Annotated in this window: 11 protein-coding genes and 1 riboswitch; of the genes, 3 read left to right on the forward strand and 8 right to left on the reverse strand. The window is 55.3% G+C overall.

The window, feature by feature from the left end:
• Positions 1 to 42 precede the first annotated feature (42 nt).
• Together bglB and NNN71_RS08730 are read right to left on the reverse strand one after the other, a co-directional pair.
• Positions 43 to 1,125 carry a beta-galactosidase BglB gene (gene bglB / locus NNN71_RS08725; protein ID WP_223802603.1) on the reverse strand — a complete coding sequence of 361 codons (1,083 nt, stop codon included), beginning with the start codon at positions 1,123 to 1,125 and terminating at the stop codon, positions 43 to 45.
• A gap of 252 nt (positions 1,126 to 1,377) precedes the next feature.
• Positions 1,378 to 1,962 carry a flavin reductase family protein gene (locus NNN71_RS08730; RefSeq protein ID WP_167577297.1) on the reverse strand — a complete coding sequence of 195 codons (585 nt, stop codon included), beginning with the start codon at positions 1,960 to 1,962 and terminating at the stop codon, positions 1,378 to 1,380.
• A gap of 184 nt (positions 1,963 to 2,146) precedes the next feature.
• Between NNN71_RS08730 and nhoA the strand changes: the two genes are divergently transcribed.
• The 3 genes from nhoA to NNN71_RS08745 are packed head-to-tail and all read left to right on the forward strand — an operon-like array spanning position 2,147 to position 4,406.
• A complete protein-coding gene (nhoA, locus tag NNN71_RS08735; protein WP_271458328.1) occupies positions 2,147 to 2,992 on the forward strand; it encodes an N-hydroxyarylamine O-acetyltransferase in 846 nt (281 codons plus the stop codon).
• A 58-nt stretch (positions 2,993 to 3,050) separates the two neighbouring features.
• The gene (locus tag NNN71_RS08740; RefSeq protein WP_271458329.1) at positions 3,051 to 3,842 is read left to right on the forward strand and encodes an MBL fold metallo-hydrolase; all 792 of its coding nucleotides are present in this window, start codon (positions 3,051 to 3,053) and stop codon (positions 3,840 to 3,842) included.
• A 42-nt stretch (positions 3,843 to 3,884) separates the two neighbouring features.
• Positions 3,885 to 4,406: a shikimate kinase gene (locus tag NNN71_RS08745; RefSeq protein WP_271458330.1), complete on the forward strand. Its 522-nt coding sequence runs from the start codon at positions 3,885 to 3,887 to the stop codon at positions 4,404 to 4,406.
• Positions 4,407 to 4,440: 34 nt separating this feature from the next.
• On the opposite strand, the gene NNN71_RS08750 is transcribed toward NNN71_RS08745, so the two are convergent.
• From NNN71_RS08750 to NNN71_RS08775, 6 genes are all read right to left on the reverse strand, one after another.
• Entirely contained in the window at positions 4,441 to 5,454 is a 1,014-nt protein-coding gene (locus NNN71_RS08750) for a magnesium transporter (RefSeq protein ID WP_271458331.1), read from the reverse strand.
• 54 nt (positions 5,455 to 5,508) lie between these two features.
• Positions 5,509 to 5,692, reverse strand: a riboswitch (M-box (ykoK) riboswitch).
• Positions 5,693 to 5,886: 194 nt separating this feature from the next.
• Positions 5,887 to 6,567: a respiratory nitrate reductase subunit gamma gene (narI, locus tag NNN71_RS08755; RefSeq protein WP_064545526.1), complete on the reverse strand. Its 681-nt coding sequence runs from the start codon at positions 6,565 to 6,567 to the stop codon at positions 5,887 to 5,889.
• Complete coding sequence (narW, locus tag NNN71_RS08760) at positions 6,564 to 7,259, reverse strand: nitrate reductase molybdenum cofactor assembly chaperone (protein WP_271458332.1); 696 nt, start codon at positions 7,257 to 7,259, stop codon at positions 6,564 to 6,566. Before narW ends, narI begins: the two co-directional genes overlap by 4 nt.
• Complete coding sequence (gene narH, locus NNN71_RS08765) at positions 7,259 to 8,785, reverse strand: nitrate reductase subunit beta (protein WP_065357006.1); 1,527 nt, start codon at positions 8,783 to 8,785, stop codon at positions 7,259 to 7,261. Before narH ends, narW begins: the two co-directional genes overlap by 1 nt.
• Positions 8,782 to 12,522, reverse strand: a complete 3,741-nt coding sequence (locus NNN71_RS08770) for a nitrate reductase subunit alpha (protein WP_271458333.1) — start codon at positions 12,520 to 12,522, stop codon at positions 8,782 to 8,784. The genes narH and NNN71_RS08770 overlap by 4 nt, the downstream gene beginning before the upstream one ends.
• 59 nt (positions 12,523 to 12,581) lie before the next feature.
• The gene (locus NNN71_RS08775) at positions 12,582 to 13,967 is read right to left on the reverse strand and encodes a NarK family nitrate/nitrite MFS transporter (RefSeq protein ID WP_442910506.1); all 1,386 of its coding nucleotides are present in this window, start codon (positions 13,965 to 13,967) and stop codon (positions 12,582 to 12,584) included.
• Between the last annotated feature and the right edge of the window lie 66 nt (positions 13,968 to 14,033).

Consider the following 14,033-nt stretch of genomic DNA (forward strand, 5'->3'; position numbering starts at 1 on the left):
ATTCAATAGCCATTTTTTTCTCCCAAAGAGAAGAGTCGTATTTTATTTGTTATCCGCCAGGCGCAAACCTTCACTCAGGCATAATATTGCCAACGCTTGCCCATAGCCGGTTGGTTGTAATGGAATGTCTTTATAAAATTGCAGGGTTCGCCCCATTCGCGTGCCATAAGAAACATTATGAACAGTTCCTTCAGCATCAATATTATCCTGAACAATCGCCAGCGCTTTCATTCCTGCCTCTAACCAGCGTTCGTCGCCAATTCCCAGGCGTGCGCCTTTTAATAAGCCGTAGCCAAAACCGGCGGTTGCGGAAATTTCGATGTAAGAATCGGGATGATCCAGCAGGGTATGCCAGGCGCCGTTATCCGCCTGCAGGTCAATCAACGTATTCACCTGTTTTTTCAGGCACTCGATCAGGTATTCGCGCACGCCTGCGCCCACGTCTGCCAGTTCCAGCAGCTCAAGGATACCAACGGTAATCCACGCGTTACCGCGCGCCCAGCGGGCTTTGGCAAAGTTGCTGTTCTCAACAAAGCTCCAGCCGTGGTACCACAAACCGGTTTGCGGATCGTTAAGATAGCGCGCATGCAGCAGGAACTGACGCACCGCCTCATCAACCAACTCCTGACGCCCGGAAACCGTACCGTAGTGCGCGAGGAATAGCACCACCATAAACAGCGTGTCGTCCCAGATCTCCATTTCGTTAATACCGTCGGAAACCACATGCTGGAAGCCTTGCTCCGGGGTGCGCGGAAGCTCAGTCATCACGCGGTTTGCCCAGTTATCCAGCACCTGCTGGTAGTGCGGCTGACGGTGATGGGACCAGAACAGCGAGAGGGGCAGCATCGGCGCGGTGGTATTTACGTTGAGGCTCGGCAGACCTTTTTCGATATTTCCCTGAAACCACTGGTCGATAATTTGATATAGATCATCAGACTTTGTGTTTTCCCATAAACGTACCAGTCCAAATAGCCCAACGCCCTGCGGCCATTCCCAACTGGAGAATGAAATATAATCTCCGGCGCTCCCGTCAAGATTGGGTTCATTAAAACGCCCATTATCTTTTAATTCAGTAAAGCCGCGCAGGAGTAAATCAATATTTTTATTCAGTGAACGCTTTTCCATTTTTATTCTCAGTCTACGTGTAAAGAAGATTTGGCAATAAGGATTAAATCACTACGCATTTCATATGCGCAATACGAAAAATTTTTGCGTTCATATTCTGTGAGCATTGCCGATATTTTATTGGTCTACGCAGAGGTTTTTTTGCGCGAAATAGAGGAGGGAATTGTTGATAAAACAAAGAGTTGTTGGAACAGTGTTTCATTCCTGCTAAGGAGACTGCACAAATTTTTTGCGCAGTCTTCAAAAAAGGCCTTATTGCGCGTCAATGAGCGGCACGCGGATCTGTTTACCGCTGGCGACAAAGGTGCCTGCGCCAAGATGATGTAGCGTATTGCGCTTATCATCGTCGAACTGCCAACGTCCGGCGACGAACGCCCGTTCATCAGCAGCAGCGGACACCACCTCGCCAAACAGAGTGTCATAGTGTGATGCCGCTGCGGTGGCGGGCAGCAGTCGGCACTCCATCCATGCCAGGCATTTTTCTTCTATCACCGGCAATCCAAGCACCGGTCCGTTGATTGTCGGAATACCGTAGGCATTGAATTTATCCTCTTCGCGCCCGCTGATGCTGCCAACCGCATAGGTCCAGTTGGCGGCGGCAACGCTCGGCACCACAATGCCAAAGGTGCCATTACGTTCAATAATTTCCCGTGACCAGGCATTTTTATCCACCACAATGGCGATACGCGGCGGTTCGAATTCAACCGGCATAGACCAGGCCGCGGCCATCACGTTGCGGCGCTTCGTTTCATCGTCATAGCTGGTTATCAGAATGGTGGGGCCATGGTTAAGCAAACGGCTGGCGTGGTGAAGCTCGACAGAACGAAAACGGCTCATCATTGTTCCTCTGAGAATGAAGGGATGCAGCTTTCACACTAATTGGTGTGAAAAGCGTAAGCAATATACAGAATAAAGCGGGGCGCTTGACGTTGTACACGCCGCCTCAACCGATCGCACAAAACAATCATTCTTAAGCGCAAAATAAGCTATAAAAGACGGAAACCTCATGCTGGAGCCATTGATGACCCCTTTTTTAAACGCCTATTTTGCTCGTCTGGGTTGGACGGGCACTCCTGAAGTCTCGGTGGAAACGTTGCGTAGTTTGCATATCCATCACAACAGCGCAATTCCCTTTGAGAATCTCGACGTACTCCTGCCACGCGAGATGCATCTTGACGACCAGGCGCTGGAAGACAAGCTGGTTAACGCCCGTCGTGGCGGCTACTGCTTTGAACAGAATGGCCTGTTTGAACGCGTGCTGCGGGAGATTGGCTTTCACGTGCGTAGCCTGCTGGGGCGGGTTGTGCTGGCGCATCCGCCGCAGATGCCGCCGCGTACCCATCGCCTGCTGCTGGTCGAGGTCGACGGCGAGCGCTGGATTGCCGACGTTGGTTTTGGCGGCCAGACGCTGACCGCGCCGATCAAGCTGCTGGCGGATATTGTGCAATCGACCCCGCACGGTGATTACCGTTTGCTGTATGAAAATCAGGAGTGGATCCTGCAATACAGCCATCACGATCACTGGCAGTCGATGTATCACTTTGATTTGGGCCGTCAGTACGCTTCTGACTATGTGATGGGCAACTTCTGGTCGGCGCACTGGCCGCAGTCGCATTTCCGTCATCACCTGCTGATGTGCCGCCATCTGCCGGACGGCGGCAAGATGACGTTGACCAACTTTCACTTTACCCATTGGGATAAAAACCACGTGGTCGAGAAGGTGGATTTTCCGGACGTGCCCACGCTGTATGAAGCGCTACAAACCCGCTTTGGACTTGGCGTCACCGATCCGAAATATGGTTTTAGCGTCAGCGAACTGGCGGCGGTGATGGCGGCATTCGACACCCATCCGGAAGCCGGTAAATAACAGGTAGCCCGGCCGAGGGATAGCCGACGCCGGGGTAAACCCTCAGGGATGAATGATCATGGCATTAACGCTTCGTGTTTTACTGGAAAATCATCTCGCCAGCGATGCCGACAGTCGGTTACGGAACCGAGCCGGATTAAGCCTGTTGCTGCAGGATGAAACCACCTCTGTTTTGTTCGACACTGGCCCGGATGACAGTTTCCTTCACAATGCTGCTCTGATGGGCGTTTCTCTTGATAACCTCACGGCGACGGTGCTTTCGCACGGTCACTACGATCATTGCGGCGGCGCTCCCTGCCTGCCGGACAATAGTCGCATCATCTGCCACCCGACAATTGGGCAGGAGCGCTTTGCCGCGGTGAACGTTGCGGGGCGCAGCCATAAAATCAAAAAACTCTCGCTGGATATTGATTACAACCGTCATCGCATGGAGTACACCCGCACACCGTTGCCGATAAGCGAACGTTTTATCTGGTCGGGTGAGATTGCTGTCGATCATCCCCGAGCCTATGGCGTGGCCGCGGGTAAAACGGATTATGTGATTGATGAAGGGGTACTGATCTATTTGTCGGAACGCGGGCTGGTGATTATTACCGGCTGCGGACATCGTGGAATCATTAACATTGTCCAGCACTGTCAGAAGATTACCGGGATAAACCGCGTTCATGCGCTGATTGGCGGCTTTCATTTGCGCTGCGCCTCTCCGCGTACGCTTTGGCAGAGCAGGCAGTTTCTCCAGCAGTTAAAGCCCGATAAAATCATGGGTTGCCACTGCACTGGCGCGTGGGGAAAACTGTGGTTACCGGAGGTTATCTCCCCGGCGACCGGAGATACGTTTGTGTTTGAATAGCTATGTTGGCGACATTGTTCTGGTCGAGTGATGGAGGGGAGCGTGCATCTTTTTATGATTGGCCCTGGCGGGGTGGGGAAAAGCACCGTCGGGGAAAGACTGGCCGAACGGCTGGGCTACGCGTTTGTCGATCTTGATACGCAATTTTGCGAACGTCTGGCAAACATTCGTGATTACCTCAAGACTGACGGCTATGAAGCTTATCTTGAACAAAACTCCGCGCTGTTTGAAGCGCTATCGGTTGAGCTGCGCCATCATAATGTGGTTTTTGCGCTGTCTTCCGGTTTTCTTGCAACCGATATTCGCCCGGATATCGTTCAACGCAACCGTCAGCGCGTGCGGGAGTCCGGGCGTTCTATTTTGCTTATGCCGTCAAAGGATGTCGATGTCGCGTGTTACAGCGTCGTTGAACGTCAGCTCAAACGCGGGTTTGGGTTGTTTCGGGAAAAAGAAGCGGTGAAATTTCGCCAGCGATTTGCCGACTACATGGCGCTGGGAGATATTCAGGTTTTTGCGATGGACTCGCCGGAAATCATCGTTAACAAAATCATCGCCGCCCTGTAGCCCGGCGTTGGCTATGCCTCGGCCGGGCGTTCGCTTAGTTTAAGCCTAAGAAGTGCTGGGCGATTTTGAAGTAGATAATCAGCCCGGTGCCGTCAATCAGCGTCGCGATAAACGGCGCGGAGACCACCGCCGGGTCAATGCCGACGCGTTTGATGACCAGCGGGATCACAGAGGAAACCACGGCGCTCCAGAGGGTGACGCACACCAGCGTCAGGCTGACGATAAAGGTAATTTCCGGGCCAATTCCCATTATCCACGCCCGCAGGCAGCCTGCCGCGCCGAGGGTGATGGCGACCAGCATTGCCGTCGACATCTCTTTACGCAGGATCCGTCCCAGATCCCGAAGGCCCACTTCGCCAAGCGCCATCGCGCGCACCAGGGTGGACGTTATCTGTGTGCCGCTGTTGCCTCCGGTGCCAATCAGCAGTGGGATAAAGAACGCCAGTGCGATGGCGGATTCCAGCGCCTCTTCAAAGTGTTGGATAACGGTGCTGGTGTAAGCCTCAGCGATAAACAGCAGCAGCAGCCAGACGGCGCGTTTTTTCCACAGCGTAACCGGGCTTATCTCCAGATACGGTTTTTCCAGCGGCAGCGTCGCCCCCTGAAGCTGCGCGTCTTCGGTGATTTCATCCGCTAGCAGCTGGTCGATCTCTTTTTCATTCAGGCAGCCTATAAGCTTGCCGTTTTTAATCACCGGCAGCAGGGTCAGACGGTGCTTTTCGATCAGTTCCGCTGCCACGTCGCGGGTATCGTCCGGGCCGACGTGGTATAGGGTGGTGGTCATCAACTGCGCGACCGGCTGATTATCATCGGACGCCTGGAGCAGCGTGCGTGTCGATAATATTCCGCGCAGGTTGTCGCCGGAAACCACGAATACGGAGCAGGGGAAATGGTCGTCATTTAATTGTCGCAGGAACATCTCGCGCGCTTCTTTTACGCTCAGTGGTTCCGGCAGCGAAATAAACGTTTTCGACATATAGCTTGCAATAATATCGCCCGTTACAGGGACGGTTGGGTAGTGCGGCGCAGTGGCATGAATGTAAAACATTAAAATGTTCCCTATAGAAATTCTATATAGGGCGAACAAAACAGGAAAAGCTGAGAAAAATCCCTACGTCCCGGTTTTAGCACTGAACAACGTATCTGTACGGCCTTGAGCCGTCAGAAGTTATCTTGGCAACACCTTGATTCGATGGATGCCTGTATTTCCCTGTGATGGTCTCTCTCGATACCACCAGGGCGATAACTTATGTTTATTCAGGAGCCTCGCCATAACAAGATTATTAATTACGATGCTGGGTGAATTTATATTTCCCGCGTGCTGTCAGACACTACGATAAATTCAACGAGCGTAATATAGCGCGTTATTACGCATTGTGGCGGTGAAAGATAAAGTGGTTGAGAATAGGTTTAATATTTTATTTGTGGCATAAAAAACCCGGCGTCGCGATGCTCGGCCGGGTTACAGGGTTCGAAAAGGCTATCGGCGTGAACGCACCACCTGATAACGACGGGTCAGATATTCCACCGGCGCGCTCCAGACGTGCACCAGGCGGGTGAACGGGAACAGCAGGAAGATGGTCATGCCGAGTACCAGATGCACGCGGTAGACCCAGGCTACGCCGTCCAGGTGCGCGGAGGCGCCGCCGTGGAAGGTGACCACCGCCTGCGCCCAGTCGACTAGTTTCAGCATTTCGCTGCCGTCCGGATGCTGCGCGGAGAACGGAATGGTGGTCAGGCCGAGGCAGCACTGGATTAGCAGAATGCTGAGGATCAGAATATCCGCGGTCGACGAGGTGGCGCGAATACGTGGGTTAAACAGACGGCGAATCAGCAAGCCAGCGCCGCCGACCAACGTCATCACCCCACAGGCACCGCCGAGAATCATCGCCATCAGCTGTTTTTGCGACAGCGGCAGCCAGGATTCATACACCCAGTGCGGGGTCAGCATGCCGAAGAAGTGGCCGAAGAAGATGCCGAGGATGCCGACATGGAACAGGTTTGACCAAATCACCATTCCGCGTTTGTCGAGCATCTGGCTGGAGGAGGCGCGCCAGGTGTACTGACCATAGTCGTAGCGCAGCCAACTGCCCAGCAGGAACACCGTGCCGCAGAGGTAAGGGTAGATGTCGTAAAAAAAGACGTTAAGGTACTGTATCATTTCGGGCCTCCCATACGGACGTCCACATACTGTGGCGCCACGTCCTGGCTAAAGCGTCGTTGATAGCTCTGCAGCGGAGAACTGTCGCAGGCGGTGGCGTTATCTTCGATAAACTTCACCTGTTCCTCTTCCCAGACCGCATCCAGCGCCTGGCGGGTATCGTCTCGCGCTTCGCCCGCCACCTGTTTTGTGACACTGTCACTTGATAGTGAGGTATTGGCCAGCGTCAGCAGGGTATCGAACAGCTGATACCACGGCGCCTGACGCTGTTTCAGCCGACCGCCAATCAGCGCCAGAATCGGCGCCACGTTTTGCAAGCCTTCCTGTGCCTGAGCCTGCGGCAGAATGCTGAGGTACTCCAGATAGAGCGGCAAATAGTCAGGCAGTTCGCGGCAGTTGAGCTGTAGACCCACCTGTTCATACTGCGCCATCAGCTCAACCATCGCCTGGCCGCGGTCGCGCGATTCGGCATGAACATGCTCGAACAGCAGTAACGACGTTGCTCGCCCACGCTCAAAAATCTCACACCACTCGGCCTGCTTATCGAGCAGCGAGACCGCCAGATGCTGCTCCAGGAACGGCCGCAGCGCCGGGGCATCGCTGTCAATCAGGGCAAAAAGCTCGTCCTTGTTGTCCCAACTGAGTTCATCGGGGTACTCCAGCAGCAGCCCGCTGATTTTCAGGATCCGCATTAGTCTTTCTCCCCGATGTTAATGGCGTCGATACGGTGGCTGTTAAACAGGTTGAACTTGGTGTCTGACCCGTGGCAGCCGTCGCCGAAGGTGAAGCCACAGCCGTTGCGTTCCGGGAAGGCGTCTTCCGCCATTTCACGGTGGCTGGTGGGGATCACGAAGCGATCTTCGTAGTTGGCGATCGCCAGGTAGCGATACATCTCTTCGACCTGTTCCACGCTGAGGCCCACTTCCTCAATGGCGCGGGTGTCGGTCACGCCTTCTACGGTCTGCGAACGCTTATAGTGGCGCATCGCCATCATACGTTTCAGGGCGCGCAGTACCGGGCCGGTATCGCCGGCGCTGAGCATATTCGCCAGGTATTGCACCGGAATGCGCAGGCTTTCCACCGCGGGCAGGATGCTATCGGTTTTCGGCAGGCCGCCCGCGTCGGCGACCGACTGAATCGGTGACAACGGCGGGACGTACCAGACCATCGGCAGCGTGCGATACTCCGGATGCAGCGGCAGCGCCAGCTTCCAGTCCATCGCCATTTTGTAGACCGGCGAACGCTGGGCGGCATCAATCGTGTTCTGAGTGATTCCCTGTTTCAGGGCTTCCTCAATGACGGCCGGGTCATTTGGGTCGAGGAACACGTCGCACTGGCGCTCGTAAAGATCGGTCTCTTTCTCGGTGCTGGCCGCTTCTTCAATGCGGTCTGCGTCGTACAACAGCACGCCGAGGTAGCGGATACGGCCGACACAGGTTTCCGAGCACACGGTCGGCTGGCCGGACTCAATACGCGGATAGCAGAAGATGCATTTTTCTGATTTACCGCTTTTCCAGTTGAAGTAGATTTTTTTGTACGGGCAACCGCTGATGCACATGCGCCAGCCGCGGCACTTGTCCTGGTCAATCAGGACAATGCCGTCTTCTTCACGCTTGTAGATAGCGCCGCTCGGGCAGGTGGCGACACAGCTTGGGTTGAGGCAGTGTTCGCACAGGCGCGGCAGGTACATCATGAAGGTATTTTCGAACTGGCCGTACATCTCCTTTTGCATTTCCTGGAAGTTGTGGTCGTGGGCGCGTTTTTCGAATTCGCCGCCGAGCAGTTCCTCCCAGTTCGGCCCCCATTCAATCTTGTTCATCCGCTGGCCGCTGATCAGCGATCGTGGGCGGGCGGTCGGCAGGTTTTTGCCTTCCGGCGCGTTATGCAGATGCTGATAATCGTAGGTGAACGGCTCATAGTAGTCGTCGATGCCCGGGATCAGCGGGTTAGCGAAGATTTTTGCCAGCACGCCGACGCGTCCGCCCATGCGCGGCGTCAGTTTACCGCTGATGCCGCGTACCCAGCCGCCTTGCCATTTTTCCTGGTTTTCCCAGTCCTTAGGGAAACCGATGCCAGGCTTAGTTTCGACGTTGTTGAACCACGCGTATTCCATGCCTTCGCGACTGCTCCAGACGTTTTTACAGGTTACCGAGCAGGTGTGGCAGCCAATGCATTTATCGAGGTTTAATACCATCCCAACCTGTGAGCGAATCTTCATTTTGCCGCCTCCTGTACCTGATCATTGCCTTCATCATCCAGCCAATTAATGTTTTTCATTTTGCGAATCATAATGAACTCATCACGGTTCGAACCGACCGTTCCGTAGTAGTTAAAGCCCCAGGCCAGTTGTGCATAGCCGCCGATCATATGGGTGGGTTTCGGGCAAATACGGGTTACCGAGTTGTGGATCCCGCCGCGCCGCCCGGTCACTTCCGAGCCAGGAATATTCATCAGGCGCTCCTGGGCGTGGTACATCATGGTCATGCCCGGCGGCACGCGCTGGCTGACCACCGCACGGGCGGTGAGCGCACCGTTGGCATTAAACGCCTCAATCCAGTCGTTATCGGCAATGCCCAGCTCTTTGGCGTCGGTTTCACTCAGCCAGACGATTGGCCCGCCGCGCGAGAGCGTCAGCATCAGCAGGTTTTCGCTGTAGGTGGAGTGGATGCCCCATTTCTGGTGTGGCGTCAGGAAGTTGAGTGCTTTTTCCGGGAACCCATTCGGCGGAATAGCGTTCATCTGGCTCACGCTGCGGGTGTCAATCGGCGGTCGATAGGCCACCAGACTTTCACCGAAGTCGCGCATCCACGGGTGATCCTGATACAGCGACTGACGCCCGGAGACGGTGCGCCACGGGATCAGTTCGTGAACGTTGGTATAGCCCGCATTGTAAGAGACGTGCTCGTCTTCCAGACCAGACCAGGTGGGGCTGGAGATAATCTTGCGCGGTTGCGCCTGAATATCGCGGAAGCGGATTTTTTCGTCCTCTTTGTTGGTTGCCAGGTGGGTGTGGTCGCGGCCGGTAAATTCACTCAGCGCCTGCCAGGCCTTCACCGCAACCTGCCCGTTGGTTTCCGGGGCGAGGGCGAGGATCACTTCTGAAGCGTCAATTGCCGTCTCGATACAGGGGCGACCTTTCGCCGGGCCCTGCTGCTTGACGTAGTTGAGCTTGCCGAGGAAATCGACCTCGGTTTGCGTTTTCCAGCCGATGCCTTTGCCGCCGTTACCTAGCTTGTCCATCAACGGGCCGAGCGAGGTAAAGCGTTCGTAGGTGGCCGGATAATCGCGCTCCACGGCGATAATATTTGGCGCGGTCTTACCCGGAATGAGATCGCATTCGCCTTTGCGCCAGTCCTGAATCGCGAACGGCTGCGCCAGTTCGGCGGGGGAGTCGTGTTGTAGGGGTTGCAGTACGACGTCGGTTTCCGTACCCAGATGTCCCTGGCAGATTTCGGAGAACGATTTGGCGATGCCTTTGTAGATTTCCCAGTCGCTTTTCGATTCCCATGCCGGATCGACGGCGGCAGACAGCGGGTGGATAAACGGGTGCATATCCGAGGTGTTCATATCGTCTTTTTCGTACCAGGTGGCGGTTGGCAGGACGATATCGGAGAACAAACAGGTGCTGGACATGCGGAAATCGAGGGTCACCAGCAGATCGAGCTTGCCTTCAATCGCGGCGGTCTGCCATTCCACTTCTTCCGGTTTCACGTCTTCTGCGGAGCCAAATTCCTCACTCTGAATACCGCTATCTGCCCCCAGCAGGTACTTCAGCATATATTCATGACCTTTACCGGAGGAGCCCAGCAGGTTTGAGCGCCAGATAAACATATTGCGCGGGTGGTTCTTCCCGCTGTCCGGCTGCTCGCAGGCCATGCGGATCTCTCCGGACTTCAGTCCTTGTACGGTATAGTCCTGCGGCGTCATCCCGGCCGCGTCGGCTTTCGCTTTCAGTGACAGCGGATTGAGATTGAGCTGCGGGGCGGAGGGCAGCCAGCCCATGCGCTCGGCGCGCACGTTAAAGTCGATCAGGTGACCGCTATATTTCGTCGGGTCGGCCAGCGGTGAGAGCAGCTCCTTCGCGGTCAGCTTCTCGTAGCGCCACTGGCTGGCGTGATTGTAGAAATAAGAGGTGCTGTTCATCTGGCGCGGTGGACGGTTCCAGTCCAGCGCGAAGGCCAGCGGCAGCCAGCCGGTTTGCGGCCGCAGTTTCTCCTGGCCGACGTAGTGCGCCCAGCCGCCGCCGCTTTTGCCAATACAGCCACAGAACACCAGCATGTTGATCATGCCGCGGTAGTTCATGTCCATGTGGTACCAATGGTTCACCCCGGCACCGAGAATAATCATCGAACGGCCATGCGTTTTATGCGCCGTATCGGCGAATTCGAGGGCGATTTTTTCGATGTTCTGCCGCGACACGCCGGTGATCTGTTCGGCCCAGGCAGGGGTATAGGCTTTCAGTTCGTCAAAGCTTTTGGCCGCCAGATTGTCGTCCAGGCCGCGATCGAGCCCGTAGTTGGCCAGCGTCAGGTCATAAACACTGACCACCAGGCGACGGCTGCCGTCGGCGAGGGTGAGCTCTTTTGCTGGCAGTTTGCGCACCAGGATGGGATCCTGTTTCACGCTGCGGAAGTGCGGGTTTTCGTTGCCGCCAAAGTAGGGGAAGGCCACGCCCGCCACCGTGTCGCGACTATCGAGCAGAGAAAGCGTCAGCTCGGTCTCTTTACCTGATGCCTGTGATTCGAGGTTCCATTTCCCTTTTTCACCCCAGCGGAAGCCGATGGACCCGTTTGGTACCACCAGTTCGCCATCGCTGTTGTAGGCAACGGTTTTCCACTCCGGGTTATTGCTTTCGCCAAGGCCATCGACCAGGTCGGCGGCGCGCAGCATTCGGCCCGCGACGTATGAACCATCTTCCCGGCTATCGAGCATCACCAGCATCGGCATGTCGGTATAGCGACGGCAGTAGTTGATAAAATAATCGCTCGGATTATCCAGGTGGAATGCTTTGAGGATCACGTGCCCCATCGCCATCGCCAGCGCGCTGTCGGTACCCTGTTTCGGCGCCAGCCACTGATCGCTGAGTTTGGCCACTTCCGAGAAGTCGGGGGTAATGGCGATGGTTTTGGTTCCCTTGTAGCGTACTTCGGTGAAGAAGTGGGCGTCCGGGGTGCGAGTTTGTGGGACGTTAGAGCCCCAGGCGATGATATAGCTGGAGTTGTACCAGTCGGCGGATTCCGGTACGTCGGTTTGCTCGCCCCAGGTCATCGGCGAAGCCGGAGGCAGGTCGCAGTACCAGTCGTAGAAGCTCAGGCAGGTTCCGCCGATCAGCGACAGGTAGCGAGTCCCCGCGGCGTAAGAGACCATCGACATCGCCGGAATGGGCGAGAAGCCCGCCACGCGGTCGGGGCCGTAGTTTTTGATAGTCCAGACGTTAGCGGCGGCGATCAGCTGGTTCAGCTCTTTCCATGATGAACGGACGAATCCGCCTTTTCCGCGCGCCTCTTTGTAGCGACGGGTTTTCTCCGGGCTTTGCATGATGCTGTCCCAGGCCAGCACCGGATCGGTTTGCTGCGCCAGCGCCTCGCGCCACAGTTCAATCAACTTCTTGCGCGCCAGCGGATATTTCAGGCGGTTAGCGCTGTAGAGATACCAGGAGTAGCTTGCGCCGCGTGGGCAGCCGCGGGGCTCATGGTTGGGCATGTCGGGGCGGGTTCGTGGGTAGTCGGTTTGCTGGGTTTCCCAGGTCACCAGGCCATTTTTGACATAAATCTTCCAACTGCATGAGCCTGTACAGTTCACACCGTGCGTCGAGCGGACGATTTTGTCGAACTGCCAGCGCTGACGGTAGCTATCCTCCCAATCACGGTTATTGTCATAGACCTGTCCGTGACCATTGGCAAAGGTCTCGCCTTTCTGCTTAAAGTAGCGAAAGCGATCCAGTAGTTTGCTCATGACATTTTCTCCTGACGGGGGATTGCGCCCCCGTGGTTACACTGCTCACATTTTTATGTTTATTTGGACGTCGGTTTGCGGCGGCCATAGACCAACCAGGTCACCAGTACGCAGACGACGTAAAAGACAAAGAACACTTTCATGGCGCCAACCGGCGAACCGGTCATGGCGAGCGAGGTGCCGAACGCTTTCGGAATGAAAAAGCCGCCGATCGCGCCAATGGCGGAGATAAACCCCAGGGCGGCGGCGGTGTCGGTCACCGCTTCATGTTGGGCCTGCTCGTCGGTGCCGCCGCGCTTTTTCACGCTGTCGATGGTGATTTGACGGAAGATGACGGCGATCATCTGGAAAGTTGAACCGCTGCCCAGACCGGCGGTGAGGAACAGCCCCATAAACACCACGTAGAAGGCCAGGAAGCTGCCGGAACCGCTGCCCGGTAAGGTCAGGAACAGCAGGCCGGAGAACAGCGCCATCAGAATGAAGTTCACTAGCGTGACCTTGACGCCGCCGAGTCGGTCGGAGATCACCCCGCCAAACGAACGCGCCAGCGCGCCGATAAACGGCCCGAAGAAGGCGAGTTTGAGGATGTTAACGTCGGGGAACTGGGTTTTTGCCAGCATGGCAAACCCTGCCGAGAAACCGATAAACGAGCCGAAGGTGGCGAGATAAAGCAGGCTCAGCAACCACATATGTGGACGTTTGAGTACCGGCAGCTGTTCGCGCACCGAGGCTTTGGAACTGGCAATATCGTTCATACCAAACCAGGCGGCGAGCGTGGCAATCACGAGGAGCGGCACCCAGATTAACGCGGCGTTGCTAAGCGCCAGCGTCGAACCGTCTTCCTGCGTGACGCCGTGAATGCCGATAAACGCGAACATGGGCAGAAAAATGACCGCCGGGGCAACCATCTGCATCACGCTAACGCCAAGGTTGCCAAGACCACCGTTGACCCCCAGCGCGCTGCCCTGTTTGGCTTTAGGGAAGAAGAAACTGATGTTACCCATGCTCGAGGCAAAGTTAGCGCCTGCAAAACCGCACAACAGAGCGATGATGATAAATACCCAGAATGGAGTAGCGGTGTCCTGAATGGCGATACCTAACCAAATACACGGAATAACAAGGATAACCGTGCTTAATACCGTCCAATAGCGCCCTCCAAATATAGGTACCATAAAGGAGTAGGGCACACGCAAAATAGCACCAGAGAGAGAAGGCAGTGCAGTTAATAAAAAGAGTTGGTCAGTTGTAAAATTAAAACCGACTTTATTGAGATTGACCGCCACTGCGCTAAATAACATCCAGACGCAGAACGCGAGTAATAAGCAGGCCACCGAAATCCACAGATTTCGCCTTGCGATTGATTTACCTTTATTTTCCCAGAAGGCAGGATTTTCCGGTTTCCATTCTTTTAAAAGGTAATGATTATCTTTCTCATTGCTTGGCATAATACCCTCGATAGACACGTCATAAAAAAGAAACAAAGGAAAAACAGCGAAGTAGGTAGGAAGAGG

Source organism: Kluyvera sp. Awk 3 (genome assembly GCF_028069715.1).
Lineage (GTDB): Bacteria > Pseudomonadota > Gammaproteobacteria > Enterobacterales > Enterobacteriaceae > Kluyvera > Kluyvera georgiana_A.

Excerpts from the sequence above, each read along its gene's own strand:
- nhoA (WP_271458328.1), top strand. The coding sequence starts at position 2,147 with ATGACCCCTTTTTTAAACGCCTATTTTGCTCGTCTGGGTTGGACGGGC.
- NNN71_RS08770 (WP_271458333.1), bottom strand. The coding sequence starts at position 12,522 with ATGAGCAAACTACTGGATCGCTTTCGCTACTTTAAGCAGAAAGGCGAG.
- NNN71_RS08730 (WP_167577297.1), bottom strand. The coding sequence starts at position 1,962 with ATGAGCCGTTTTCGTTCTGTCGAGCTTCACCACGCCAGCCGTTTGCTT.
- narH (WP_065357006.1), bottom strand. The coding sequence starts at position 8,785 with ATGAAGATTCGCTCACAGGTTGGGATGGTATTAAACCTCGATAAATGC.
- narI (WP_064545526.1), bottom strand. The coding sequence starts at position 6,567 with ATGATACAGTACCTTAACGTCTTTTTTTACGACATCTACCCTTACCTC.
- NNN71_RS08775 (WP_442910506.1), bottom strand. The coding sequence starts at position 13,967 with ATGCCAAGCAATGAGAAAGATAATCATTACCTTTTAAAAGAATGGAAA.
- bglB (WP_223802603.1), bottom strand. The coding sequence starts at position 1,125 with ATGGAAAAGCGTTCACTGAATAAAAATATTGATTTACTCCTGCGCGGC.
- narW (WP_271458332.1), bottom strand. The coding sequence starts at position 7,259 with ATGCGGATCCTGAAAATCAGCGGGCTGCTGCTGGAGTACCCCGATGAA.
- NNN71_RS08740 (WP_271458329.1), top strand. The coding sequence starts at position 3,051 with ATGGCATTAACGCTTCGTGTTTTACTGGAAAATCATCTCGCCAGCGAT.
- NNN71_RS08750 (WP_271458331.1), bottom strand. The coding sequence starts at position 5,454 with ATGTTTTACATTCATGCCACTGCGCCGCACTACCCAACCGTCCCTGTA.